The 24,041-nt window shown below is 43.1% G+C and carries 25 protein-coding genes; 8 read left to right on the forward strand and 17 right to left on the reverse strand.

Translation table 11 applies throughout. From position 1 onward, the window contains the following. Positions 1-403: 403 nt before the first annotated feature. The 3 genes from ACYQ4S_RS05825 to ACYQ4S_RS05835 all read right to left on the reverse strand — a co-directional run bounded on the left by ACYQ4S_RS05825 (position 404) and on the right by ACYQ4S_RS05835 (position 2,524). On the reverse strand, positions 404-850 hold the full coding sequence (locus ACYQ4S_RS05825; RefSeq protein WP_346024715.1) for a hypothetical protein: 447 nt from the start codon (positions 848-850) through the stop codon (positions 404-406). A 109-nt stretch (positions 851-959) separates the two neighbouring features. Continuing rightward, the gene (locus tag ACYQ4S_RS05830) at positions 960-1,226 is read right to left on the reverse strand and encodes a hypothetical protein (protein ID WP_346024714.1); all 267 of its coding nucleotides are present in this window, start codon (positions 1,224-1,226) and stop codon (positions 960-962) included. Between the two features lie 734 nt (positions 1,227-1,960). Continuing rightward, the gene (locus ACYQ4S_RS05835; RefSeq protein ID WP_459769980.1) at positions 1,961-2,524 is read right to left on the reverse strand and encodes an NADPH-dependent FMN reductase; all 564 of its coding nucleotides are present in this window, start codon (positions 2,522-2,524) and stop codon (positions 1,961-1,963) included. A gap of 163 nt (positions 2,525-2,687) precedes the next feature. Between ACYQ4S_RS05835 and ACYQ4S_RS05840 the strand changes: the two genes are divergently transcribed. Continuing rightward, positions 2,688-3,257, forward strand: a complete 570-nt coding sequence (locus ACYQ4S_RS05840) for a TetR/AcrR family transcriptional regulator (RefSeq protein ID WP_459769981.1) — start codon at positions 2,688-2,690, stop codon at positions 3,255-3,257. A gap of 87 nt (positions 3,258-3,344) precedes the next feature. On the opposite strand, the gene pgeF is transcribed toward ACYQ4S_RS05840, so the two are convergent. Next, positions 3,345-4,070 carry a peptidoglycan editing factor PgeF gene (pgeF, locus tag ACYQ4S_RS05845; protein ID WP_459769983.1) on the reverse strand — a complete coding sequence of 242 codons (726 nt, stop codon included), beginning with the start codon at positions 4,068-4,070 and terminating at the stop codon, positions 3,345-3,347. A 271-nt stretch (positions 4,071-4,341) separates the two neighbouring features. Next, complete coding sequence (locus tag ACYQ4S_RS05850) at positions 4,342-5,445, reverse strand: Glu/Leu/Phe/Val family dehydrogenase (protein ID WP_459769985.1); 1,104 nt, start codon at positions 5,443-5,445, stop codon at positions 4,342-4,344. 141 nt (positions 5,446-5,586) lie between these two features. Between ACYQ4S_RS05850 and ACYQ4S_RS05855 the strand changes: the two genes are divergently transcribed. Next, positions 5,587-6,474, forward strand: coding sequence for a LysR family transcriptional regulator (locus tag ACYQ4S_RS05855; protein ID WP_459769987.1), 888 nt, complete (start codon positions 5,587-5,589; stop codon positions 6,472-6,474). A 50-nt stretch (positions 6,475-6,524) separates the two neighbouring features. Here the strand turns inward: ACYQ4S_RS05855 and ACYQ4S_RS05860 are convergent, their stop codons facing one another. From ACYQ4S_RS05860 to ACYQ4S_RS05885, 6 genes are read right to left on the reverse strand one after another with little or no spacing between them, the layout of a single operon-like run. Then, a complete protein-coding gene (locus tag ACYQ4S_RS05860; protein ID WP_459769988.1) occupies positions 6,525-7,901 on the reverse strand; it encodes a dihydrolipoamide acetyltransferase family protein in 1,377 nt (458 codons plus the stop codon). 13 nt (positions 7,902-7,914) lie between these two features. Next, the gene (locus tag ACYQ4S_RS05865) at positions 7,915-8,901 is read right to left on the reverse strand and encodes an alpha-ketoacid dehydrogenase subunit beta (protein ID WP_346025606.1); all 987 of its coding nucleotides are present in this window, start codon (positions 8,899-8,901) and stop codon (positions 7,915-7,917) included. Positions 8,902-8,925: 24 nt separating this feature from the next. After that, a complete protein-coding gene (locus ACYQ4S_RS05870; RefSeq protein ID WP_091265835.1) occupies positions 8,926-9,915 on the reverse strand; it encodes a thiamine pyrophosphate-dependent dehydrogenase E1 component subunit alpha in 990 nt (329 codons plus the stop codon). A 19-nt stretch (positions 9,916-9,934) separates the two neighbouring features. Then, the gene (gene lpdA, locus ACYQ4S_RS05875; protein WP_459769990.1) at positions 9,935-11,350 is read right to left on the reverse strand and encodes a dihydrolipoyl dehydrogenase; all 1,416 of its coding nucleotides are present in this window, start codon (positions 11,348-11,350) and stop codon (positions 9,935-9,937) included. A gap of 20 nt (positions 11,351-11,370) precedes the next feature. Next, positions 11,371-12,438: a butyrate kinase gene (gene buk, locus ACYQ4S_RS05880; protein ID WP_459769992.1), complete on the reverse strand. Its 1,068-nt coding sequence runs from the start codon at positions 12,436-12,438 to the stop codon at positions 11,371-11,373. 21 nt (positions 12,439-12,459) lie between these two features. Beyond that, the gene (locus ACYQ4S_RS05885) at positions 12,460-13,296 is read right to left on the reverse strand and encodes a phosphate acyltransferase (RefSeq protein ID WP_459769994.1); all 837 of its coding nucleotides are present in this window, start codon (positions 13,294-13,296) and stop codon (positions 12,460-12,462) included. A gap of 468 nt (positions 13,297-13,764) precedes the next feature. Between ACYQ4S_RS05885 and ACYQ4S_RS05890 the strand changes: the two genes are divergently transcribed. Next, positions 13,765-15,093, forward strand: a complete 1,329-nt coding sequence (locus ACYQ4S_RS05890; RefSeq protein WP_459769996.1) for a sodium-dependent transporter — start codon at positions 13,765-13,767, stop codon at positions 15,091-15,093. 120 nt (positions 15,094-15,213) lie between these two features. On the opposite strand, the gene ACYQ4S_RS05895 is transcribed toward ACYQ4S_RS05890, so the two are convergent. Then, entirely contained in the window at positions 15,214-16,191 is a 978-nt protein-coding gene (locus ACYQ4S_RS05895) for a ring-cleaving dioxygenase (RefSeq protein ID WP_459769998.1), read from the reverse strand. Positions 16,192-16,462: 271 nt separating this feature from the next. Between ACYQ4S_RS05895 and ACYQ4S_RS05900 the strand changes: the two genes are divergently transcribed. From ACYQ4S_RS05900 to ybaK, 4 genes are all read left to right on the forward strand, one after another. Continuing rightward, the gene (locus ACYQ4S_RS05900) at positions 16,463-17,347 is read left to right on the forward strand and encodes a helix-turn-helix domain-containing protein (protein ID WP_459770000.1); all 885 of its coding nucleotides are present in this window, start codon (positions 16,463-16,465) and stop codon (positions 17,345-17,347) included. Next, the gene (locus ACYQ4S_RS05905; RefSeq protein ID WP_346025399.1) at positions 17,344-17,484 is read left to right on the forward strand and encodes a hypothetical protein; all 141 of its coding nucleotides are present in this window, start codon (positions 17,344-17,346) and stop codon (positions 17,482-17,484) included. Before ACYQ4S_RS05900 ends, ACYQ4S_RS05905 begins: the two co-directional genes overlap by 4 nt. A 161-nt stretch (positions 17,485-17,645) precedes the next feature. Next, entirely contained in the window at positions 17,646-17,948 is a 303-nt protein-coding gene (locus ACYQ4S_RS05910) for a hypothetical protein (protein WP_459770002.1), read from the forward strand. 251 nt (positions 17,949-18,199) lie between these two features. Further along, a complete protein-coding gene (gene ybaK / locus ACYQ4S_RS05915; protein WP_459770004.1) occupies positions 18,200-18,679 on the forward strand; it encodes a Cys-tRNA(Pro) deacylase in 480 nt (159 codons plus the stop codon). A gap of 50 nt (positions 18,680-18,729) precedes the next feature. On the opposite strand, the gene ACYQ4S_RS05920 is transcribed toward ybaK, so the two are convergent. The 4 genes from ACYQ4S_RS05920 to pdxS form a co-directional block, all read right to left on the reverse strand. Continuing rightward, the gene (locus ACYQ4S_RS05920) at positions 18,730-19,542 is read right to left on the reverse strand and encodes an MBL fold metallo-hydrolase (protein ID WP_346025393.1); all 813 of its coding nucleotides are present in this window, start codon (positions 19,540-19,542) and stop codon (positions 18,730-18,732) included. Between the two features lie 208 nt (positions 19,543-19,750). After that, entirely contained in the window at positions 19,751-20,167 is a 417-nt protein-coding gene (locus tag ACYQ4S_RS05925) for a pyridoxamine 5'-phosphate oxidase family protein (protein ID WP_459770006.1), read from the reverse strand. 125 nt (positions 20,168-20,292) lie between these two features. Then, the gene (gene pdxT, locus ACYQ4S_RS05930; protein WP_459770008.1) at positions 20,293-20,865 is read right to left on the reverse strand and encodes a pyridoxal 5'-phosphate synthase glutaminase subunit PdxT; all 573 of its coding nucleotides are present in this window, start codon (positions 20,863-20,865) and stop codon (positions 20,293-20,295) included. A gap of 2 nt (positions 20,866-20,867) precedes the next feature. Then, positions 20,868-21,758 (reverse strand): pyridoxal 5'-phosphate synthase lyase subunit PdxS, encoded by an 891-nt coding sequence (gene pdxS / locus ACYQ4S_RS05935; protein WP_459770010.1) that lies wholly within the window; start codon positions 21,756-21,758, stop codon positions 20,868-20,870. 143 nt (positions 21,759-21,901) lie between these two features. Here pdxS and ACYQ4S_RS05940 point away from each other — a divergent pair, with 143 nt between their 5' ends. Continuing rightward, entirely contained in the window at positions 21,902-23,305 is a 1,404-nt protein-coding gene (locus tag ACYQ4S_RS05940; protein WP_459770012.1) for an aminotransferase-like domain-containing protein, read from the forward strand. 232 nt (positions 23,306-23,537) lie between these two features. On the opposite strand, the gene ACYQ4S_RS05945 is transcribed toward ACYQ4S_RS05940, so the two are convergent. Next, positions 23,538-24,041: group II intron maturase-specific domain-containing protein (locus ACYQ4S_RS05945; RefSeq protein ID WP_459770014.1), on the reverse strand; the 504-nt coding region annotated here is incomplete at its 5' end.

Genomic DNA, 24,041 nt, shown 5'->3' on the forward strand with positions numbered 1-24,041 from the left:
TTTACAGCCAGTGTACTTGAACTGTTGCGAAAAGCATTAAAATCAGAAGGGCTGTTTTGAGCTTCGCTCAATAGGCATTCATCTCCCACCTACGCTTCGCTTAGAGGTGGGAGTCTTCTGTCAAATGATGATAAATAGATAATAGAGCAGGACGTTCTAAAAAAACGTAAAAGAACCGGACAAAGTCCATAACGGAATTTGTCCGGTTCTTTATCTGTTTAAATGCTTCTTGAAGAACTCTGTTTCCTCACGATTACAATTTTTCGCTTCTTCAAGGTTCATATTGCAGTGAAAAATGTGCTGGAGGTGTTCATCTCCGGTCCTCCATATTTCTTGTACGTGACATCTACTCCTGCTTCCTTCATCAAACCCACCATGGGAAGGGAGGCTTTAGTGAATACGATTATTTTTCATTTAACTTTTTGATCGGTCTGCCTTCTGAATCATATACGTAATTTCTGAGTTTCATAGAGTCAGCCATAGCCTGTACTAACCTGTCCTGATACGGTTCTGCCAGTTCTTCAAAAAGATAGGCTTCCTCGTGGAGGCTGTGTTTGGAACGCAGAGCTTCCACCTCTCCTGGTTTTCGTAGTTTATATTTCCGACTGGGTAACTTTCCTTCTATGCTGCGTTTCTCAATGCGATAAAAGTGATTATCATCATTATAAATAATTTCCAGAGCGCCTGAATTGGTCCGTTTGTACTCAGCATGCGGGTAGGCTTCTTTATGAAGTTCCCACCAGGCTTTGATTCCCTTAATTGCCTCTTCCTCGTTTTCGTAACTCCCGTGTTCTTTTTTTACATTACTCAGCCGATTCTGCCAATAGGTGGTGTACACTTGCTGTTCCATTCACTTCACTCCTTCTGTTTGAGATACCTCTAGTGTATATCATCTTTCATTTAATTCAAATGGAATCGAATGCAAATAACCTTTTGTAAGGAGAATGTAAAATACACTTTTACCTGTCAGTAAATATATCCAAAAGTTTTCTGATAACTAATGCCATCAATGTTCCTGTAAAAATGACAAAGCCCAGATTCAACAGAAAAAATCCAGCTGAATAGTTTAAAGCCAGTTCCTGCTGCATCTGGTTCACTTCTTCTGCAGTAAGTCCCGCAAGCACATCCACAGGAACATCAATCGCCCACAGGAAATAACCGATGATTATCATGATCAGGCTGATGAACAGACCGGCGATCAGCCATTTATTCACTCTATTTCTCATATTCCGACTCCTTTTACTGAGTGATCGTTCTCCTAGTTATGGTTGCGGCACTCCTTGTTCTTTCAGTTAGTGTATCAGTCCACATCGCTGAAGTAAACCAGCTTTACTATACAGTAGGCTGTATTCTGGAGAGAGTAAGACAACTGGCCTGATTTTCCGGTAGACGTTATTCTGATCGATTCTGGTCAAGTCTCATTTTTTAAAGATGAATGGTTCATATATCTGTTTATGAACCAGTCGCACCTGTTTTCATTCCGTGAATACACCATATAGTTATTTATGACACATTCGACCACCTTTTTTCGAAATGAACAGTCCATATATCCATTTATGGCACATTCGAGTCTTCTATATGCCTCACTTTCGATCGGAAAAGAGGCTTCCGCCTCTTTGACCTCATCCATATAGTTGGCGAATGCCTCAAATCTCTGTTTTATGAGGCATTCATCTTAATTTTTAGTTGTGAATACCTCATATTTCTATCTTATGAGGCATTCGTTCTTTTATTCTGGATGCGAATACCCCATATCTCTACTTTATGAGGCATTCGGTTCTTAATCATTTCTAAAGGTCAAAAGATTTCTATTTGAAAAGAGGCATCCGCCTCTTTTTCTCCTATCTATTAATGGGTTTATAAATTATGGACCAGTAAGTCCAGTTTTTTCGACAACTTTATCAAAAAAGAGTCGCTGACCTGGTCAGCGACTCTTCCTTTATCTTCTTTAGTGTATTTATTATCCTCTGATTGTTTTCAGTCCACGACTCCATGAAACAGTTGTATCGATTACAGATTTGATTGTCGGGTTGTGTACTTCTGAGGGACGGAATGTTGTCATGTCTTCAAAGTCAGTGAAGAGACTGAATCCACCGGTAGGTCCTACTGTAGCCACGTTGGCATTAGATAGAATCGTACGTAGACTGATAGTCGCCGCTACCCCTAAGGTCGACCCGTAACCAACGATTCCTGCCGCTTTATTCCCCCACTCGGAAGCAAGGTAGTCAATTGCATTTTTCAATGATGGAGTGATCGACTTGTTATATTCAGGTGTGATGAAAATAAACCCGTCGAGTGAGTCGATTTTCTCAGACCATTTCTGATTGCCTTCTTTGCCATACTGCTTGTTTGCCATTAATGGCGGAAGGGCCTCGTTGAACATCGGCAAATCGTAGTCTTTGATATCGACGATTTCAAACTCTGCATCCTGTACCTCTTTCGCTTTTTCAAGTACATACTCAGCCACCTGATTATTGACACGTGTATCTCGTGTACTACCCGTTATAATTCCTATCTTTACCATAAATTAACTCCTCCTTTTAAATGCTAACTATTCGTAAGTCAGCTGCATTGCTTATTATATGACAGCTTGACTTGGAAATAAACCAACAGTATAGTAGATGTGTTGTTTAGATAACAGACATATCCGTCTGTTTAGCATTCCAGTAGAAAGGCAGACAAGTACAGTGCAAGTAAAAAAAGATCCTCGTGTGATACGTTCAAGAACACAGATTATCGATGCTTTTGTCCTTCTTTCAGGAAAAAAGCCATTTTCCTCTATTACCGTTAAAGATATCACTACAGAAGCACGGATCAATCGGGCCACCTTTTATAATCATTTTCTAGATAAATATGACTTGCTTGAGCAAGTCGTCAGTGAAGCCTTGCGGTCAAACCTTGGCTGCAGCAGTCGTCCTGATATCAAAGAGCATTTGTCGACTGAAGATACACTTAGAGAACTTTTTATCTCGCTGATTCGATTCGAAAAAACACTCGATTCGTATTCGGATGGATCGGAGGAGTCTGAAATGATCGATCTGGTGATCCATTCTCATCTAATCGATATTCTATCTTCACATCTGGCTCTCCATAAACCTGGGATAGAATCTTCGGTTCATCTTAAGCTGGCTAGAATGCTGACCCATGCGTTACTGGGAATGACCAAGGATTACTGTGAGTCTTCACAGGCTGAAGCACCAGAAGACTATATGGATCCTGTTCTGCCCGCTTTAATCAATGGACTGGACTCATTATAAAACGCTGCCGATTGGTCAGCAGAGAGTCAGGAAGAGAATACCCTGATTTTTCTGCTTCAAGCAATCGGCAGCGTTATTTTTTATCGATCAGCTCATCATGGCAAAAAGTCCGTTCAGCTGATAGCTGACCCCTTCTCCTCTAGCTGAATGCAACCGTTTATCTGTGAATGTAGAGGCCCGCTCTACTTCTATATTTTCATTTTTGATTCCCGCTTCTTTCAATATCGACAGATTCGCATCCGTCATGCTCATCTTATATTTAGCCCCTGTCTTCCTGAAAAACTGATCCCTTTCGGCAAATCCGGCAAATGCTTCATATACATCCGGCCCCACTTCATAATTATCTTGGTCGATTGATGGTCCGACGTAAGCAATCAACGTTTTAGGATCCGTATTATACTTACTGATCATCTTCTCTATCGCTTTAGTGGTGATGCGCTGAGTCGTCCCCCGCCAACCCGAATGGACATTGACCAGTATTTCATGCACAGGATCATAAAGAATAACCGGTGTACAGTCCGCATACTTGATAAGCAAGCCGACTCTTTTTTTGTCTGTCAGCAGACCGTCTGTTTCCTTGAATGTCTTGCCGAAGACAAATGAATCGCCGTTTGATCCATCTGCATAGGTGACATTTGCACTATGGACCTGTTGACCGGTATAAATCTCATCCGGTCTGTCGGAATCTATTTCATTTAAAAGCCTGTTCATATCGTCAGCCACTTTGCTTCCTGCGGTCTGATACCTGAAATTATAATCAGATCCGGCTACTTTAGTTATGACACCGTATTTTTCAAGTAATCGTGAATGCATTGCCTTGAGCCACCCTATCCCTAATTTTTTGTCTATTATAGCATAGATCATCTCTTTCTCAGAATTGGACTATTCAATTGTATTAAAATCCATCTGATAACACCTTTGCTTCTTATATTATTACCTAAATTATATGAGATCAGTCCTTGGATCCGAAAATACTCATATAGTAAAAACCACATGATCTGTCCACCTTCAAAACAGACTTAACTGCCTGAATGAAGATCTGACGCATCATGCGGTTTATTGTAATCTTTCCTAACTTATATTTTTAACGGTTCAGAATCGATTTTGTATGCTGATTAAATATACTTCGAGTGCCTCTAACTGCAGCAATACGTTCTTCTGCCAGGATATCCGCCGCTTTGTAAGAAGGAATGCCGTCACGTTCTGCGATGGCAAATACTTTTTCAATCTGATCGTACACTCTGTCGATGGACATACGTGCACGCGCTTCGTTGTAGCCCCCGTTGAACTCGTCTGCCACTTGAATGACTCCACCTGAATTAATGATGTAGTCCGGAGCATAGATAAGTCCCATTTCTTCAAGTTTATCTCCGTGCCGAGCTTTTTCGAGCTGATTATTGGCGGCGCCTGCAATGACTTTGATGCCCGCGGCTTTAATTTTTTCCAGACTGTCATCATTGACGGTTGCTCCTAGAGCACAAGGTGCATAAATGTCGGCCTGGACTGAAAACAGGTCATCGGAAGCAACGATCTGGCATCCTAAATCACGTGCCCGATTTCTTGGCTCCTCAAACAGATCAGCAGCTATGACATGAGCCCCTTCTGCTATAGCTTTCTCGGCCAGAATATATCCGACTTTACCGACTCCCTCAATCAGGATCCGTCTGCCTTCCAGCGACGGGGAGCCGAACGCTTTGTTAGCAGCGGCTTTCATCCCCACGTAAACACCATGAGCAGTTGAAGGAGAAGGATTGCCTGACGTTCCCGGTTTGAGTCCAGTTCCTGCAACATAGTTCGTTTCCTGATAAATATAATCCATCTCGATTTCAGTTGTGCCGACGTCCGCCGCAGTTATGTAACGGCCGTTCAACCCTTCGACAAATCGTCCGAATGCTCTGAACATTGCCTCTTTGTTTACTTCTTTATCTGGATTCTTTAAAATTACCGTTTTCGCTCCGCCTATGGGCAGTCCACTTGCAGCATTTTTGTAGGTCATTCCCTTAGCCAAACGCATGGCATCCAGAATCGCTTCTTCCTCTTTGTCATATGTCCAGTACCGCGTCCCGCCAAGGCCAGGGCCTAATGTCGTATCGTGAATACAGGTGATGGCTTTCAGGCCCGTCTCTTTGTCATTCATAAAAATCAGTTGTTCGTAGTCATATTCTTCCAGTGCTTTAAAAATATCCATTTGTCTACTTCCTTTCCGTTTTTAAATTTGACTAGATATGATTCCGTTAAAAGTAGGTAATAACTGACTCATTTTATGCTGCCGCTTACTCAAGTCATGTATAATGAACAGACGAGCATATTAATAATAAGGATGGATCCGATGGATATTAAACAGTTAAAATATTTTATAGAGATCGCCAACACTAAAAACTTGTCTCAAGCTGCCCGAAATCTGTTTGTGACGCAGCCGACTTTATCTTTTACGATTAAAAAGCTTGAATCCGAGCTGAATACCCATCTGTTCAACCCTCATGACAAATCGTTCAATCTGACCCGGTCCGGAAAACTGCTGTACAAGAAAGGTACGCAGATAGTGAACGACTTTGACGATCTGGTACATAAAATCCAGCATATGAAAACGGATATAAAAGAAACTATCAGGCTAGGCCTGACTATCCTTTTTGCCGTACAGTATATGGAACAGATATCAAGCTTCATCGCTACACATCAGAATGTCGATCTGATCATTACTCAAAACGGGTCACGTAAAATACAGACTATGCTGGCGAATGACGAGCTGGATATTGGCCTCGTATCATTTCCGAATACCCAGTCTAACGCCATTTCCATCGAAGCTCTGAATACATCGACAAAAGGGTACAGTGTCCATGTCGTTATGCCTGAAACGAATCCCTTGGCTGATGCCGAAGAACTGACCTTTATAGACTTGAAAAATCAGCGTTTTTCTACACTGAACGAGAATTTCATGCTTGGTCAGATGCTACTGGAGCGCAGCCGTCACCTCGGATTCGAACCGGATATTGTCATGTACCATGATGACTTGCAGGTTCTTTTATACAGCCTGCAGACGCTTGATTCGATCTGTCTGCTGCCTATTGAGTATCGCTCGATCGGATCTCTCGATGGATTGAAATGGATTCCTCTAAAAGATAAGAATGATTATTTTTCAATCGGTATCGCCTTAAAGAAAGGCAAAGCTCCGACTAAAGCGATCGAAGAACTCATTGCTGAGATTAAGAAGAACTGACTCCCTTAACCCATCGTACGTCCCTCTCACCTCGAGGGGGATTTTTTTATTCAATACAAATCGGATTCATCAGAGAATCGGCCGAGGTTTTCTTTTACAGTCTGAAGGAAACGTCCAGCCTGCAGCCCATCAATGATCCGATGGTCGATTGACAGACATAGATTGACCATATCTGCTGCTTTAAAGCCGCCTTCTTCAGTAGGAACAAATCGCTTATTGATGCTTTCCACCTGCAGGATCGCAGCTTGAGGATGATTAATGATTCCCATCGACTGGACTGATCCGAAACTTCCAGTGTTGTTGACGGTCATCGTTCCACCTTGCATATCTGACGTGGTCAACTTGCCTTGCCGGGCGAGTCCTGCCAGGCGACTGACTTCTTTGGACAAGCCATTCAGTGAGTAGCGATCAGCCTGATGGATAACAGGAACAAACAAATGCTCGTCAGTAGCGACCGCAACCGAAATACTGATGTCTTTATGATAGACAATATTTCCATTGTCCCACGAGGTATTAATAACTGGGTGCTTCTTAAGTGCCTGAACGACTGCTTTTACAAAGAACGGGAAGTAGGACAGTGACACGCCTTCATGCTCTTTGAATGTAGCTTTTGTCTGTTCTCTCAGTTTAACGATATTGGTCACATCTGCTTCGACCATCAGCCAGGCATGCGGGATCTCAGTTGAACTTTGAACCATTTTCCGGGCAATGGCTTTGCGTATGCCATCAGCGGGAACCACTTCGCCGCCATTTGGCAGAAGTGAAGCTGCCGGTGCTGCTTTTTGAGGACGCGTCGATTCTGCTTCAACTGGAGATGATTCCTCTGAACGATTCTCTTTCTTATCAGAAGACTGTTGTGCAGCAGGTTTCTGACTGTCTACATCGAATGCCAGCACATCTTTTCGAGTGATTCGCCCATGTTTTCCTGTACCTTCAACTTGGGACAGATTGATGCCGCGCTCCTGTGAAATACGAACAACTGCCGGAGAATAGCGGGTCGAACTGTCGGGAACTTTTTGGGTATCCTTTGGAGTCGACTGCTTCTCATCACTCGTCGTCTGCCGCTCCATCGGTTCCCTTTCCGCTTCCTTGACGATTTCCTCGTTGATGTGGTCAGTGAACTCCTCACCTGTTTCAATTCCTGCTTCCGAGCTGTCTGAATTCTCTCCCTCATCCTCTCCTTCTTCATCTGTCTGAATTTTCACCATTGGTGTTCCTATTTCAACATCCGTGTCTATGTCTATCAGAAATTCTTTGACTATTCCGGAATAATTGGAAGGGATCTCTGTTGTCACCTTGTCGGACACTGCTTCTGCAATCGGGTCGTATTTTTCGATCCGATCTCCTTCTGAAACCAGCCATGCAGCTATGGAGGCTTCGGTTACACTCTCACCTAGGTGAGGCATTTCAATAATTTCAATACTCATCAACTGATCCTCCTTAAAACTCTGCCAGTTCTCGCATAGCATTCGTCACTTTTTCTTCGTTAACCAGGAATTCGCGTTCCAATGCAATAGCGTACGGCATGCTTGGAGAATCCGGCCCGGCAAGTCTCTTGATCGGTGCATCCAGATCGAAAAGCGCTTCTTCAGCAATAATCGCTGATATTTCGCTCATGATGCTGCCTTCCAGGTTGTCTTCTGTAACCAGTAGGACTTTACCTGTTTTTTTCGCTGCTTTGACCAGCGTCTCCTTATCCAGTGGATACAAGGAACGCACATCGACAACTTCTGCTTCGTATCCCTCTTTGCTCAGCGTCTCAGCTGCTTTCAAGGCATGATTCAGAACCATGCCATAGCCGATGACCGTAATATCGTCGCCTTCGCGTACGACATTTGCCTTGTCAAGAGGTACGACATAATCGTCATCGGATACATCTTCTTTAAGTAGGCGATACAACCGTTTATGCTCGTAAAACAAAACAGGGTCGTCAGAGCGGATTGCCGCTTTGATCAGTCCTTTGGCGTCATGTGGAGAAGACGGGGTAACGATACGCAGTCCGGGCTGACCGAAGAGGACCTTTTCTGTAGATTGAGAGTGATACAGCCCCCCTCTTACTCCACCTCCATAAGGTGCACGGTAGACAATGGGTGCTGTCCAATCTCCTTTCGTACGGTAACGCATGCGTGACGCTTCCGATATCAATTGATTGACGGCAGGCAGGATATAGTCGGCAAACTGGAATTCTCCGATCGCCCGGTAGCCGACGAGTCCGAGTCCTACTGCCAGTCCACCAATCTCACCTTCTGTCAGCGGTGTATTAAAACAACGGTGATCTCCGAACTGTTCAGCCAGTCCTTTTGTGACTCCGAACACACCACCTTTTACTCCTCCGACGTCCTCGCCGAAGATCACTACATTTTCATCACGTGCCATTTCTTCTTCTATTCCTTTTCGAATGGCTTCTAAATACGTCATCATTGCCATAGGCTTCTTCCGTCCTTTCAGAATCTATTTTTCTGCATAAACGTGGTCAAGAATAGTGTCAGCCGTCGGTTCCGGCATCTCTTCTGCCTCGTCTGTCGCTTTATTGATCTCTTTTTTCAGCTCAGTATCAATGTCTGTCATTTCTTCACGGGTCAGATACCCTTCATCGATCAGCTGCTTTTCAAAGAACAGAAGCCCATCGTTTTTCTTCAAATTTTCAATATCTTCTTTGGAACGGTAGACGGTGTGGTCATCGTCAGCAGAGTGAGAGGTTAGCCGTGATACCATCAGTTCGATAAGCGCCGGCCCCTTTCCACTGCGCGCACGCTCTACAACTTCTTTGAATGCCAGATAGGTTTCGACAAAGTCATTGCCGTTAACTCTTTTTCCCGGGAATCCATAAGCAGGTCCACGTTCTGCCATCGTTTCATTGGCATACTGTTCATCCGTGCCTACGGAGATAGCATAGCCATTATTTTCAATGACGAATATCAGCGGCAGTTTCTTAACTCCTGCAAAGTTCATCGCTTCCTGCACTTCGCCCTGGTTCGCAGATCCTTCACCGGTAGCGGTCAACGTGACATAGTCCTGTTTTTTCAGCTGTGCCCCATAAGCCACTCCTGTAGCGAGCGGGAACTGTGTACTAACCGTTGATGAATGGGACACAATATTATGCTCTTTAGAGCCGTAATGGTTCGGCATCTGCCGGCCGTGAGACGAAGGATCATCTTCTTTACCGAGCGATCCAAGCATAATGTCTTTAGCTGTCATCCCCCAGACCATACACGCAGTCATATCACGGTAATAAGGGAGGAAATAATCCTTTTCAGGCTGGAATGCCATCGCCATCGCTACCTGTCCCACTTCATGTCCCTGACCGGAGATATTGAAGGAGGTCTTCCCAATTCGTGTCAGCTGCCATAAGCGTTCATCGAGCCGGCGCCCCATAAGAATATGTCTGTAGGCTTGAATGATTTCTTGTTTTGTTAAACCAGATTCTTCCAGTTTTTTCATCGCTTCTTCACTCACTTTCTTATTTATGAATCGCTAATTTGTATACATCCAGAGCGGCTTCCTGAATGGCTTCAGATAAGGTCGGATGAGGATGGATCGCCTCGCCGATTTCAATTGGGCTGGCATCCATATAGATAGCTGTACTTACTTCAGAAATCAGATCCGTTGCATGGGGACCGATGATGGATACTCCAATTAAATCATCCGTTTCTTCATCTTTGATTACTTCTACAAAGCCGTCCGTTTTACCTCCGATCAGTGCTTTCCCGTTCGAATTGAACTGGAAGGTTCCTGTCTTCACTTTCTTCCCTTCTGGAAGAGTCTCTTTAGTATAGCCAACGCTGGCTATTTCCGGAGACGTATAGGTGCATCTTGGTACGTTGACATAATTGATCGGCTCACTAGTATCATGGCAAATGTGGTCCACCGCCAGCTCTCCTTCTTTCATAGCCACATGAGCCAGCTGAAGGGTGTCGATGCAGTCGCCGATAGCATAAATATGGCTCTCGGAAGTCTGGTAATGGCCATTGACTTGAATGCCTTTTGCATCATATTTGACTGAAGTGTTCTGAAGGCCGATGCCTTCCACCACAGGTTTACGTCCAATTGCAACCATGACTTTATCCACCACAAGTGGATCGTCTTCTCCTTTAATTGAGAGAGACACTTTTCCGTTTTCTATCTCAGCCTGTTCTACAAGCTGACCGACTTTGACATCGATTCCCCGTTTTTCAAACTGCTTTTGCAGGGCCTTGGATACTTGCTTACTCTCATTGATTACCAGGCGGTCCAGTGCTTCAAAGATCGTGATCTCAACACCTAGACTGTGAAGCAGGGAAGCCCATTCAACTCCTATGACCCCTCCACCAACGATCGCCATACGCTCAGGCAGTTCTTGAAGCCTCAGCATCCCATCTGAAGACAGAATCATTTCTTCATCAAGAGGCAGGTGCGGCAGAGAGTTAGGAACGGAGCCTGTCGCAATAATCAGTTTCTTAGGAACGTAGATCTCTTCTTCTTTGTCAGGATCATCAAAGGTAACAGCCACCGCACCGGATACCGGAGAGAAAATAGATGGACCGAGTACTGCTCCTTTACCTTGAACGACTTTTATCTTATTTTTCTTAACCAGACCTTGAACCCCTTGATACAGCTGATCAACGATGGCCTCTTTTCGTTTAGTCACTTTCGAGTAATTGACTTTTGCTGTCTCCCCAATCTCAATACCGAATTCATCTGCCATGTTAAAGGTATCCATAACTTCTGCACTTTTCAGCAGAGCTTTGGACGGGATACAGCCGCGGTGCAGGCACGTGCCACCGAGCTTATCTTTTTCAACCAGGACAACATCCAAGCCTTGCTGGGCTGCCCGGATAGCTGCAACGTATCCACCGGTGCCTCCGCCAAGAATCAGTAATTCTGTTTCAATCGCCATAACGTTCTCCTCACATTTCCTTAATAGTGTTTCGCCTGTTCTTCATTATTTAATACACGCATCACGCCTTCAAACAAGGCTTCCATTTCCATTTCGCCGGGATGAACGGTCACAGGTGCGATCCAATCTACCCGCTCGCTGATTTGTTCTACTACAAGCTTAGCATAGGCGATGCCTCCAGTCAGAATAATAAGGTCCACCCTGCCTTTGAGAACAGCTGCCATTTCGGCAATGGCTTTCGCTAGCTGGTAGGTCATCGCTTCCAAAATGAGTCTTGCTTCTTCATCGCCATTATCGATGCGCTCAACAACATGTCTCAGATCGATTTCTTTTAAGTACGAATACATGCCACCTTTTCCTGCTAGTCGTTTTTTAACGTCATCCAGATTCAGATTTTCTTCCAGAATCATCTTGGCAAAGTCATAGAGGGGCAGTCCGCCAGTTCGTTCGGGAGTGAAGGGGCCTTCCCCATCCAGTCCGTTGACTACATCGATCATCTGCCCCTGATCGTGTGCGGCAATACTTGAACCTCCACCCATATGGGCCACGATCAACCTGCTTGCTTCATAGGTCTTTCCCTTTTCTCTTAAAACCCTTCTCGCAACCGCTTTCTGGTTTAAGGCGTGTACAACACTTCTCCGATCGATCCCTTTCAGACCTGAAATTCTGGCGACATCGTTCAGTTCATCCACAACGACAGGATCAACAATGTAGGCTTCGACTCCTGCCAATTCTGCGATTTCATAAGCCAGTACAGCTCCTAAATTAGAAGCATGTGTATTATATTTCTCTTCTTCAAGGTCTTTAAGCATGTCTTTCTCTACTAAATAAGTACCGCCGGGTATGGGCTTAAGAAGACCGCCTCTTCCTACTACAGCCCTTAATGTCTCTACCGCGAACCCCTCTTCTAACAGAAATGAAAGAATCAGCTCCATTCGAAAGGCTTTCTGCTGCATGACGCCGTCAAACTGACCAATTTCTTCTGTGCTGTGCCTGATGGTCCTTGTTGCTACTTCTTCCTTTTCATTGAACAATGATACCTTGGTAGATGTGGAACCTGGATTGATTGCTAGTATATACTCTTTCATTTAAATCCTCCTGCTAATGACTTACTGATTACTCTCGGCCTGCATCAAGGCAAACCGCAAGGCATATAATTTACTTCTGACCTTATCGCTTCTTGAGGTCAGAACGATCGGTACGTTTGTTCCTACGATCGTTCCACCAATCGTTGCATCGCCAAATAGAAGAAGCGTTTTGTACAGGACATTTCCGACATCTATATTAGGAACGACTAAGATATCCGCATCTCCGGCTACTGGACCAGTGAATCGCTTGCTTGTGACTGCTGCTTCAGAAAGAGACAGATCCAGTGATATGGGCCCGTATACCGTCGCTTCTTCATGGTCTTTAAACCGCTTCGTCAACCGGTCAGCCGTCAGTGATGAAGGCATCTTAGGATTGACGTTTTCAGCAGAACTTATCAGAGCCACTTTGGGTTTCTTCAGACCAATAGACTGGCCGACTTGTATGGCATTATTTATGATCTGTTCAAGCTGATCATCATCGGGAGTAATATTCATCCCGGCATCCGTCAGTAGAATATGCCGATCGAGCGCCTGCAGATTAACTAAAGCGACGTGCGACAGAAGGTCCTGCTTCTTAAGCTTATATTCTTTTTTGAGAACTTCTTTCAAAAGGGTATGCGTTTTTATCCCACCTTTAAGCAGAATACCTGATTCTCCGGAAGCGACGCTCCTGACGGCTTCTCTAACCATTTCTTCTTCGGATGAATACCCCCGGTACTCCCACAGGTCATCTGAATCAATATTATCTTCAGTATCAAATACAATAAATTTTACCTGGTCTCCCCAATCTTCAAGACTCAGTTGGACCAGCTCTTTGATCTCCGATCTCGAGCCCCCGGCAACTGCTACAGTATGCATAAATAATCCCCCTATTTTATGTAAACGCTTAATTTAAGTTTACCTTATATTCATTTAACTGCAAATACTTAAAACCTATAGTGCTATAAATTCTATCTATACTCAGACTATTCTCATTTTATTGTAGTTCCCTTTAATTACTAGATTTCTGAAAATAATGACTCTTTATAGTATCAAAAGTTTTTATACCTCAATCATTATTTTCTATATGCAAACGCTTCCTTTTTATGTTCTGATTTCACTTTGTGTATTTAATCACTATTTTCCATCATTTACATTCTGAAATTTGCTCTTGTACCGCTTAATATAAAGCGGTACACTCACTTTGTAAAACGCATTCAAAAGGAGGTTTGTTTTAAGTTTTTTTATAAATGAGCAAAAGATTAGAAAATCATTCAAATATACTCATTTATAATGTATACTACTTTAATATTGTGCATTACATAAAGAAAAGGAGTGTTTATTATAATGGAACAAAAAAGAGAGCAATGGGGATCCCGCTGGGGCTTTATTTTAGCTTCTATGGGTTCTGCAGTAGGTTTGGGAAATATCTGGCGATTTTCATACGCTATGGGAGAAGGCGGAGGTTCAGCATTTCTGATTATTTATTTATTAAGCGTCCTGCTCCTCGGATTTCCTGTCATGCTGATTGAATTCTCTATCGGACGCCGCTCACAGGCTGATGCCGTTCAAGCGTTCAAGAAGCTTGCTCCAAAATCACCCTGGTTTATAGCTGGAGGACTGGGTGTGCTAGCAGCCTTTCTGATTCTGTCATTTTATGGCGTAATCGGAGGCTGGTCACTGCGATACACCTTCGAGTATCTGACTGGAGGCATTACTGGAGATTCTTCTGAATTCTTCTTAGGCTTTATAGGCAGCACTGTATCCCCTATAGTCTGGCAGTTCATATTCATGGCTCTGACTATCGGGATAGTCTTTTTTGGGATTCAGAAAGGGATCGAATTATCCAGTAAATGGATGATGCCTACCTTGAGTGTGCTAGTCATCATACTGGCTGCATATAGTCTGACTCTCGGTGGAACTGCAGAAGCCCTGAACTTCATGTTCCGACCAGAATGGAGCGCATTCGCTGACCCTAATATCTATCTCGCTGCCATGGGACAGGCATTCTTTACATTAAGCCTGGGAATGGGCATTATGCTGACATACGGCAGTTACTTGAATCCCGATGTGCGTCTGACTTCTGCTGCTGCGATTGTCATCGTAATGGACACTTTATTTGCAATTATTTCTGGACTAATCATCTTCCCAGCATTATTTGCTTTCGGACTTGATCCGGCTGAAGGAGCAGGACTTGTGTTTATCGTTCTCCCGAATATTTTCGAAGCCTTAGGTGGCATTGGAACGATTGTCGGCCTCGTATTCTTTATCCTATTGTCATTAGCCGCGCTAACATCAGCTATCTCGCTGCTTGAAGTATCCGTATCTTACTTTATGCGCCGATTAAATATGTCCCGTAAAGCAGTCACTTTGATTGTTGGGCTCGTTATTTCTTTACTGGGTGTATTGAGTTCATTAAGCCAGGGAGCTATGGAAATAACAATTATGGGAGACAGTTTCCTGGACTTCATTGATAGCTTCACCGGAAACCTCCTCCTTCCATTGAGTGCTCTGATTTCAGTACTATTTGTGGGCTGGACCTGGAAGAAAGAGGATATCCTAACTCATACAGATACAAGCGGAACTGTATGGTCAGAGCTCTTTATCTTCACAGTGAAGTTCATTGCGCCAATTGCCATACTCGTAGTGCTGATCATCGGCATTCTGAACTGGTAAGCAGCATACCGATAAAAATCATCCTCATGGGTATAGAGGATAGCCTTGTTTTACTCATATTAAACAGCAGAAAACCAGAGCTTTCAAAGCTCTGGTTTTCTGCTGTTTATTGTTTAACTGTTATTCTTTTTCATATGTCTTTGTGCTTCTTACTGTATCGAAGTGTCTGACCTGACTTTCGATCGATTCTCTGCTATTCTCTAGGAATGGAGGAAGCGACAGTTTTTCTCCTAATGTTTCATAAGGTTCGTCGCCCATGAATCCTGGTCCATCTGTAGCCAGTTCGATCAAAATCCCTCTCGTTACTCTTGCATACAGGGACTGGAAGAAGAAACGGTCGACAAATCCTGAATTAGGAAGCTGGAACTGCTGATAGTGAGCGATCCAGTCTTCGATTGCTTTTTTATCATCTACTCTGAAGGCCACGTGATGAACCGTTCCGAATCCTTCTCTGTGCACCGGCAAGTTTTCCTGAACATCGACTATAACTTGAGCTCCATTTCCACCTTCGCCCATTTCGAACAGATGACATGTCTCTTCTTGTTCAATCTCTCTCATATTGTATACTTGTTCAAGGACAGCTTTAATATAATCGAAGTCAGCATAAGTCAGAAAGATCGGTCCTAACCCTGTAATGGCGTGTTCCAGAGGAATCGGTCCCTTCTGCCATGGCGTTCCAGACTCCACCCCTTCATTTGATTCATCTGAAATAAGCTGATACTGCTGATCATCGAAGTCTGTAAATCTCAGTACTTTTTTCCCGAACTGTTCCTGTATTCCATCATTATCAATGCTTAGTCTCTCAAATCGTTTAACCCAGTATGTGAGCGACTCATCTGTCGGCACTCTAAATGACGTTCTTGAGATTTCATCATTTCCGTGGACACCTTTAGGAATATTAGGAAAGTCGAAGAAAGTCATATCTGTTCCTGCACTTCCCTTGTCGTCTGCAAAAAAGAGATGGTAGGTTTGAATGTCATCCTGATTGACTGTCTTCTTAACCAGTCTAAGTCCTAAAACATGCGTAAAAAAGTCATAAATCTTCTCCGCACTGCTGGTAATTGCTGTAACATGATGAATGCCTGTTAATTCTTTCATTTTAAATCTCCTCCTGTATTATTTTACATTGTTTGTGAAATATTATTTAAACTCGAATTTCTCATTAAGAGCTTGCTCAAGCGCTTTCTGCTATAAAGGCTCTTATGACTTTGAGCAATTTATTTCGAATTCGAAGCAATTATACCGTGTCTATTTTTTATTGTCAAATTATTGCATTTTTATTAAGAATAAATCTTTTTAATAATATTTAATATTTTTGATTGCTAAACGGCTTCCAATAACTTATACTTCCATATATAGAAAGCGTGGGATGAAAATGAAATTAGGAGAAATCATAAAAATCAAGCGAAAAGAACTTGGTTTGACTCAACAGCAATTGGCAAAAGATATCTGTGCACAGGCTCTGATCAGCCGTGTGGAAAAAGGAGATATTGTGCCGAAAAAAGCCATTCTTGATAAGCTCGAACAAAGGCTGGGTCTTGAAGAAAACGAACTGATCAAGGCAGAGCATGACAACAGTAAAAAGAATGAGCTTCATGATGTTAAGAAGAATATCAGGCAGTACTCTTTAAACAGAGACTACAAAACAATAGAGCTTTTGCTTGACCACCACAAGTTACTGATAAATAGCTCGCGTGATGTTAACGATAAGGTGTTTTTTGCTATGATTGAAGCATTACTGGAATACCAATTATATAATCGTGGAGATCGCTCTCTTGAAATACTGAATGGTATATATCTTGATGATGTTGAAACAGAACTTGCAGTTGAAGTTTACAATGCTCGTGGAATCATTTATTATAAAAGAGACGATTTTGAAAAAGCAAGACAATCATATAAAAGTGGAATCGATATTTTAAATGATTCGGTCAGCATTGAAATACGCGCTAAAATAACTTTGAATTATGCTTTAGCTTTGGAACAATTGGACAATAGCAAGGAAGCTCTTTCCTATGTATCTGAAGGTATTGATATGTTAGTTCAGAATAATTGTCTATATTCGTTAGGGGATTTTCACCATACGAAAGGACACATCTTTTATAAGCTAGGCAACTTAGAGGATTCAAAAGAGTGCTTTGAACTCTCTTCCAGCATTTTCAGACTACAAAACAACAAAAAACTTTTATCATTCTCTCAGCTGGCGCTGACGGAAATCAATAATAAATTGTCGTTAAAACAAGGAGGATTTTCATGAAAAAACATAGAAAAGCTTTCGCATTAGTCTTAGCTGGTTTCATGGCTTTAACCTTTATTGTATCACCATTAACTGTCCCAAGAATTCCACCACTGCTTGAACGAGCAGCTGTAGAAGTAGAACATAACGTAGCGTAACTTTACCCTGTCATCTGAGAAAGATAAAAACCTCCCGTAACGAAAACGAGTATACCGCCAGCTAAGGATTATCTTAGCTGGTTTTTTTCTTGGAACATATTATTACAGCTAACTGCATGATTATGATACTCTAACTATATTAAACAAAAGGAGTGGTATAGTTGGCAGATAGAAATAACGATCCGCATAGACATGAAGAGAATCGACGCACCGGTCTCTTTGCCCTGTTTCTCATAGCTCTTGTCATCATCGTAGGAGTAATCGTCGTCATGTTCTTCATGGGAGATGGAGGAACCCCTACTGACACGGATACTGGTGATCAGACAGAAGAACAGACTGAAGACGGTGGCGATGATACCGATCTGGACGTCGATATTGACATCGATGGCAATGATGGGACAGATGGCGAAACAGACACCGATACTGATTCAGGCGATGGGACAGAGACTGAAGAGGAAGAGTAAGCTCTAGACTACAGGAAGTGGGTATCCTGAGTTTGTCTTTATAATGAAGTTATTTTTTTTAAAGCACCTTTCTGCTATTAGCACGTCTATTCTGTGCTGAAGCAGACTGCGTGCTTTTTTCCTGCTCTTCTATAGCCAGCCTTTGAAAAGGGTTCTTGTCATTCTTTTATAATTGAGAGATAATCGTACCACGCTTACAGATATTTAATAAGCAGGACAGTCGATCTATTTAAAGAAAGGCAGGATCTCACATGAGTAAACAAGTCAAAACAAATGTCATCAGACAATTGGAACAGCAGAACATTGATTACAAGGAACACCACTACTTCGGCTCAGATGTCTCCAGTGGAACAGACGTTGCAAGAAAAATGGGCAATAATCCTGACCAGCAGTTCAAGACACTAGTTACTCGAGGAAAATCTAATGAAGTCTATGTCTTTGTCATTCCAGTCAATGAAGAACTGGATTTGAAAAAAGCAGCACGATCTGTCGATGAAAAAAGCATCAGCATGATCAAGGAGAAGGAACTTCTGCCTCTGACTGGCTATGTACATGGGGGATGCTCCCCCATCGGAATGAAAAAAACTTTCAAAACCGTCCTTCACTCCTCTGCAGAACAGTTCGATACGATTATTTTCAGTGCCGGAAAAGTTGGAGTATCAGTTGAACTTGATCCCGATGATCTGATTAGACTCATTGATGGTCACATTGCAGATGTTGTAAAAAACTAACTGCTAGTAAAAAAAGTCGGACACTGCCATTCCTAGTGTCCGACTTCCTCTTATCGTTTTTTATTCTTCAGTTTAGAAGCAGCTAAGTCATAATTTTTCTGATGACTCTCTTTCATCCCTTCAAAAAATGGATAACGAGCTCTGCACTCATCTTCCAGGTTCTCAAAATCAGTCGTTAACTGGGTTAAGTAGTAATCTGAAAAGTTCAGCCGGTCCATGACTTCTTCTTTAGAATCTGTCACATTTCCATGTCCGGGCACATGGTAGCTGATGGTATAATTTTCCAGGATTGATCGTGCTTTCTTAACTGTCCGCTTATAATCTTTGTAGCTACTATAGATGAATGGAAACTCAACATCAGAAAGATAGTCTCCTGATAAAAAGAAACAGTAGGGTTCAACTATCGTAAACAATCCATCTTCCGTGTGGCCTGGGGCAAGATAAAATTTAAGCGTCACCTCACCCAGTTTCAACATATCATTGTCTGTCGTTATCAGACGGTCGACTGTTGGGTAGCTATGGTCATACTCTCTTTCGATATAGTACATTCGGTCAAATGCCTTCATTTCATCAACGATCTGGTCTTTTCGTTTATTATGATGAAAAGCTCGCGAGGCGATGACGAACGCGTCAGGAAATGCGCCGGCACCTATCAGATGATCATAATCACTATGAGTATAAATGATGTACAGTTTTCTATCGCCTAGGCGCTCATCGATATAGGCTCTAATTTCCTTCACTTCTTCAGGGAGCCAGTTCGGGTCGGTCATGATTATCGACTGTTCTGTTTCTATGATGACTGTGGTCGTTTGAAATAATGTACTTTTGAATACCGTGAGATTTCCATTTTGAAAATGAAGCATAGCCACTCCTCCAATTGTCCATCATGATTGTCTTAACTATACCACAATAGATTCTTCGCTGTTACTGTTCTTTGATGAAAGTCTTCCTGTCAAGTCAGTCCTATCAATTAAAAAATTTCCCTGTATTGCTCCCACTAGCTCTCGTGAAACATATTTCTTACAAAAAAATGACGGATACCCGGAGGTCCGTCATCATTATATTATTCAATTAAAAGTCGACTGGTACGCTCTTATCATCTTTTTTCAACTTCAGCGTTACTTTTTGTGGCGCCAGTTTAAGAACCAGGATGTTCGGATCGTCTTTCTCCTTATATGTATCATCCATATAGTCATTCCATACTCGGTCAATAAGGTCCTGATCCTGAGTCAGAGAAACGGTTGCTTCTATTTCAAGGTAATCCTTGTCGAATACGCCCTCTTCGTAGCCGATAAGTACGAAAGCATGATTGTTCGCTTCAATATCTTCTACTTTTTCAGTACGCTTATCCGTAACGGGATACAATACAAAATCATCACTTTTAAAGTCCATATAGCGTGCCACAGGCTTGTTTCCTGATACAGTAGCTAAAACGCCTACTTCATTCTTGTCCAAAATTTTCAGTGCTTTTTCTTTTGCTTCTGTCATGTCTCACATCTCCTTAAAGGTTTGTATATACTATGACAGGAATCAGGATGACAAGCAAAAATCTGCCTAAACACCTCGTTACTTGAACGAAGTATTCGGGCAGATTTAATTTCAAGCTCGATTTCTCAGCTTACTTTTTTCATAAAGTATTCAAGTACAGCAAAGTCATCAGTGAGTTCAGGATGATGGGCCGTCACCAGCACATTGTTCTGTTCGGCAGCGACAATTCTTCCGTCCACTTCTGCCAGGATAGTGACGCCTTCTCCGACTTCCTGAATATAAGGAGCACGGATGAAGACCGCTTCAACCGGCTGATCGATCCCTTTGAAGTTCAGCTTTGTTTCAAAACTGGCTACTTGTCTACCAAAGCCGTTGCGTTCAACTTCTATGTTTATGAAGCCCAGACGAAGATCCTGCGTCGGGTGACTGTCATCCGTACTGCAGAGAATCAGCCCGGCACAAGTCCCGAATATGGCTTGTCCATCCTGATGAAAGGTTCTAAGTCTCTTTTCCAGATGATGCTCTCGAATCAGACGGCCGATAGCTGTCGACTCGCCTCCCGGTATGATCAGTCCATCGATTATGTCAAAATCTTCCTCTTTCTTTACTGAAACAGGTTTGACCCCAATATTTTCCAGCGCTCGAATGTGCTCGCGTACGGCTCCTTGGAGATTCAGGACCCCAATGGTTTTTTTCATGCCTACCACCCGCGTTCCTGCATGCGTTCTGATTCAGCTAAGTGGCCGATCTCAATACCCGTCATAGCTTCACCCAAGTCTTTAGACAGTTCAGCCAGCAGTGTGTAGTCTTCATAATTTGTTGTTGCTCGAACAATCGCACGGGCGAATTTTTCTGGAGATTCAGACTTAAAGATTCCAGATCCCACAAACACGCCGTCAGCACCAAGGCTCATCATAAGCGCCGCATCTGCTGGTGTAGCGACACCTCCAGCCGCAAAGTTGACAACTGGCAGTTTCCCTAATTCCTTGACTTCTTTAACCAGGTCATATGGTGCACCAAGGTCTCTGGCAAAGGTCATCAGTTCGTCATCGGACTTTGTCTGTAGGGTATGAATCTGACTGTTCACTTTACGCATATGACGAACCGCTTCAACGATGTTCCCTGTTCCCGGCTCTCCTTTTGTTCGAAGCATGGATGCCCCTTCACCGATTCGTCTCAAGGCTTCTCCAAGATCACGGCAGCCGCAGACGAACGGGACGACGTATTCCGACTTCAACAAGTGAAATTCTTCATCTGCCGGTGTCAGCACTTCACTTTCGTCGATGTAATCCACACCCATGGCTTCAAGGATTCTAGCTTCAGAGATATGTCCAATTCGGGCTTTGGCCATGACCGGTATACTGACAGCGTTCATGACTTCTTCTATAATTGTCGGATCAGCCATACGGGCTACTCCGCCTGCTTTTCGAATATCAGAAGGTACACGTTCCAAGGCCATGACCGCTACGGCACCAGCCGCTTCCGCAATCTTTGCCTGCTCAGCGTTGACCACATCCATGATCACCCCGCCCTTCTGCATTTCTGCCATTCCACGTTTGACTCGTTCAGTTCCAACTACTTTTTCGCTCATTTAAAGTCCTCCTGTATGCAATAGGTTTTTTACCATTGATAGTAGTATATTTTTTTTAGCTTCATATGAATACATCCAATTGGACTATATTTCACCCATCCAATTTATGCTATACTATTTTAAATAGGTAAAGGGGGATTCAAATGTGGGCACTGGATAGGACTGGCGATATGCCTTTGTATCAGATCATCATGCAACTGATTGAACGTAAGATGAAGGAAGGTGTGCTGCTGCCCGGGGAACGTCTGCCTTCTGAACGGAAGCTGGCGGAATCCATGGGAGTCAATCGCTCAACCGTCATACGAGCTCTTGAGGAATTGACTGCTCAAGGTGTCCTTGTTCGTAGAAAAGGCAGTGGAACATTTATCAATGCGGATAAATGGAATCTCCAGACCAAGCCGCTTGTCAACTGGGGGGTATCTCCTGAGAATGATATTTTGTATAAACCGACTGCTTATGAAACTGCCGCAGCCAGTCGACGTGCTTATGGGTCTGGCTCTGTTCTCGATTTGTCAAAAGGCGTTCTGCCTCCAGATCTATTGCCTGATCTAGAGATTCCCAGTCTCCACTGGAGTGAGCTGGTCGAACAGGAAATCAGACAGTCGTCTTCTCATACAGGGATACATTCATTGAAGGAAAGCGTCCAGACGTATCTGAAGAAATCCTATCAGATGAGCGTTCCTTTAGAAGAAATCATGATCACTTCAGGCACACAGAATGCTCTTTTCCTGATTACTCAAGGTCTGCTCAAACCAGGTGACGCTGTGGGAATCGAGGCTCCTTCCTACTTCTATTCACTCCGGCTCTTTCAGGCAGCGGGACTTCGAATCGTCCCCATTCAAATGGATGCAGAAGGCATGACGGTTAAAGGGCTTCAGGAAGCTTCACTGAAGTATCATTTAAAAATGGTTTTTCTGAACCCGATTTTTCAGAATCCGACGGGTCTCGTCATGTCTCCACGACGAAAAGCTGAGATTCTTGATTACTGCCTGTTGAAACGTATCCCTATAGTAGAAGATGACGCATACGGCACATTGAGTTTTGACCCTGATTTGGATAACCGTCCACTTAAAATGCTGGATCAGAATCAGCAGGTTATTTACCTCGGTACCTTGTCAAAACTTGCCGGACGTCACCTGCGAATCGGATGGATGGTAGGTCCTGAGGCTATATTGAAGAATTTGTCTTCAATCCGCGCTCAAATCGATTCAGATTTGAGTTTCCTTCCTCAGTTTATGGCGGATCACTTTTTACGTCATCAGATGAATCAGTATCAGGAAAAGATTATTCGTGAATTGAAAGCCCGCAGCGCTTCAATGGAGAAGTGGCTAAGAGAAACATACGGGGATAAGGTGAATTTCACACGAGCGAAAGGCGGATTTCATTTGTATTGCCGCCTGAAAGATCCTGAACCTGGAGTGACCGATTCGTTTCTTACTAAGCTCTTGAATCAAGGGGTAATCGCCACAGAAGGGCGTCGATTCGGTAGCCAGACGGATGGCTTCCGATTAAGTTTTGTTAATTATCCAGTGGAAAAATCTGACTGATCAGATTTTTTCTTTATTTTGGTTCAGAGTGTGGATGTGAATGTGCATATATTTGTTTATGGTACATTCCCCACTTTACATTTAGACGCAATAGACCATAGATGAGTTTATGGTCTATTCATCTGTCTAATTCATCATCCAGAACCTGTTCAAACAATCGAGTAGGAGGTAAATAATTAATTTATTTACCGTCCTCTCACACCACCGTACGTACGGTTCCGTATACGGCGGTTCAATATCTTAAGTAAGCAGACTCTGCCAGGTCTCGTAGTGGAACTACGTTCCAACGGTAGAGTCTTTTCGTTGTAAGCACCCAATGAACCTCAGGTGTTTTTGATAATCTCCAGTACTTCTTTCTGGAGTAGCCTATGCGTTTAGCACTGTCCATATCTAGACCTAAACGCATTAATCTGCTAATCTTAGTACGCGGGTTTTTCCATCTTTTTAAAATCAGTTGTCTGATACGGTGATGCAGCCATTGCTCCACTTTCTTCACGAATGATTTGATGAAGCCTGTGCCGAAATAATTAATCCAGCCTCTTGTTCTGCTGTTTATTTCTTTGACAATCTCATCAAACTTCCCTGCTCGTTTACGTTTAGTCAAGCGTTTCAAGGTACGCATGAATTTCGCTTTGGCTTCTTTCGAAGGTCTGTAACGACAGACCCCATTCACTGTGGTTATCAGACAACCCAAGAACTTTAAACGTGTTGGGGAACCCACTTTACTTTTATCCTG

It is taken from the genome of Alkalibacterium sp. s-m-28 (genome assembly GCF_054658175.1).

What these genes read in the sequence shown, in the direction of transcription:
- ACYQ4S_RS05940 (WP_459770012.1), top strand. Translation starts at nt 21,902, where the DNA reads ATGTGGGCACTGGATAGGACTGGCGATATGCCTTTGTATCAGATCATC.
- pgeF (WP_459769983.1), bottom strand. Translation starts at nt 4,070, where the DNA reads ATGCATTCACGATTACTTGAAAAATACGGTGTCATAACTAAAGTAGCC.
- ACYQ4S_RS05835 (WP_459769980.1), bottom strand. Translation starts at nt 2,524, where the DNA reads ATGGTAAAGATAGGAATTATAACGGGTAGTACACGAGATACACGTGTC.
- ACYQ4S_RS05850 (WP_459769985.1), bottom strand. Translation starts at nt 5,445, where the DNA reads ATGGATATTTTTAAAGCACTGGAAGAATATGACTACGAACAACTGATT.
- pdxT (WP_459770008.1), bottom strand. Translation starts at nt 20,865, where the DNA reads ATGAAAAAAACCATTGGGGTCCTGAATCTCCAAGGAGCCGTACGCGAG.
- ACYQ4S_RS05855 (WP_459769987.1), top strand. Translation starts at nt 5,587, where the DNA reads ATGGATATTAAACAGTTAAAATATTTTATAGAGATCGCCAACACTAAA.
- ACYQ4S_RS05865 (WP_346025606.1), bottom strand. Translation starts at nt 8,901, where the DNA reads ATGGCAATGATGACGTATTTAGAAGCCATTCGAAAAGGAATAGAAGAA.
- ACYQ4S_RS05885 (WP_459769994.1), bottom strand. Translation starts at nt 13,296, where the DNA reads ATGCATACTGTAGCAGTTGCCGGGGGCTCGAGATCGGAGATCAAAGAG.
- ACYQ4S_RS05905 (WP_346025399.1), top strand. Translation starts at nt 17,344, where the DNA reads ATGAAAAAACATAGAAAAGCTTTCGCATTAGTCTTAGCTGGTTTCATG.
- buk (WP_459769992.1), bottom strand. Translation starts at nt 12,438, where the DNA reads ATGAAAGAGTATATACTAGCAATCAATCCAGGTTCCACATCTACCAAG.
- ACYQ4S_RS05825 (WP_346024715.1), bottom strand. Translation starts at nt 850, where the DNA reads ATGGAACAGCAAGTGTACACCACCTATTGGCAGAATCGGCTGAGTAAT.
- ACYQ4S_RS05860 (WP_459769988.1), bottom strand. Translation starts at nt 7,901, where the DNA reads ATGAGTATTGAAATTATTGAAATGCCTCACCTAGGTGAGAGTGTAACC.
- ACYQ4S_RS05895 (WP_459769998.1), bottom strand. Translation starts at nt 16,191, where the DNA reads ATGAAAGAATTAACAGGCATTCATCATGTTACAGCAATTACCAGCAGT.
- ACYQ4S_RS05925 (WP_459770006.1), bottom strand. Translation starts at nt 20,167, where the DNA reads ATGACAGAAGCAAAAGAAAAAGCACTGAAAATTTTGGACAAGAATGAA.
- ACYQ4S_RS05920 (WP_346025393.1), bottom strand. Translation starts at nt 19,542, where the DNA reads ATGCTTCATTTTCAAAATGGAAATCTCACGGTATTCAAAAGTACATTA.
- pdxS (WP_459770010.1), bottom strand. Translation starts at nt 21,758, where the DNA reads ATGAGCGAAAAAGTAGTTGGAACTGAACGAGTCAAACGTGGAATGGCA.
- ACYQ4S_RS05900 (WP_459770000.1), top strand. Translation starts at nt 16,463, where the DNA reads ATGAAAATGAAATTAGGAGAAATCATAAAAATCAAGCGAAAAGAACTT.
- ybaK (WP_459770004.1), top strand. Translation starts at nt 18,200, where the DNA reads ATGAGTAAACAAGTCAAAACAAATGTCATCAGACAATTGGAACAGCAG.
- lpdA (WP_459769990.1), bottom strand. Translation starts at nt 11,350, where the DNA reads ATGGCGATTGAAACAGAATTACTGATTCTTGGCGGAGGCACCGGTGGA.
- ACYQ4S_RS05890 (WP_459769996.1), top strand. Translation starts at nt 13,765, where the DNA reads ATGGAACAAAAAAGAGAGCAATGGGGATCCCGCTGGGGCTTTATTTTA.
- ACYQ4S_RS05830 (WP_346024714.1), bottom strand. Translation starts at nt 1,226, where the DNA reads ATGAGAAATAGAGTGAATAAATGGCTGATCGCCGGTCTGTTCATCAGC.
- ACYQ4S_RS05870 (WP_091265835.1), bottom strand. Translation starts at nt 9,915, where the DNA reads ATGAAAAAACTGGAAGAATCTGGTTTAACAAAACAAGAAATCATTCAA.